We start from the raw sequence: 368 nt of genomic DNA, 5'->3' as shown, positions 1-368 counted from the left end.
AGGGCGAGAGCCTTGAGCAGGTCGGCCTTGCCGGTGACGCTCAGATCCGCACCCGTCGAGCTCTTCAGCGTGACGGCGCCGCCGGCAGCGGTTGAGGCGGTCTGGCCGACGCTGGTGGCGAACGTCGCTGCACCCGCGGTGATCGACACCGTCTTCACGCCGCTGGCCAGATCGATTGCGGTCAACAGATCGTTGACGTTCGCAGCCGGGGTGCCCGCGGTGCCGAGATAGACAGTGGTGTTGCCGCTGCCGTCGGTGACGAGATTGCCGCTGACGCCCGAGCCGGACGCAACCGCGGTCGAAGCCGGAGCGGAGCCGCTGCGGAAGGTGATGGTCTTGCCGTTCACGGTCAGCGTGTCGCCGTCGGC

At 68.8% G+C, this 368-nt stretch carries 1 protein-coding gene; it reads right to left on the bottom strand.

What is annotated here, in order from left to right; translation table 11 throughout:
• Positions 1-368, bottom strand: a 368-nt coding sequence (locus tag AC0L2F_RS35775; RefSeq protein ID WP_473251530.1) for a DUF1522 domain-containing protein, incomplete at both ends; no start/stop codon positions are given.

It is taken from the genome of Bradyrhizobium sp. Ken64 (genome assembly GCF_055807555.1).
This window is presented reverse-complemented; position numbering and strand designations above follow the sequence as displayed.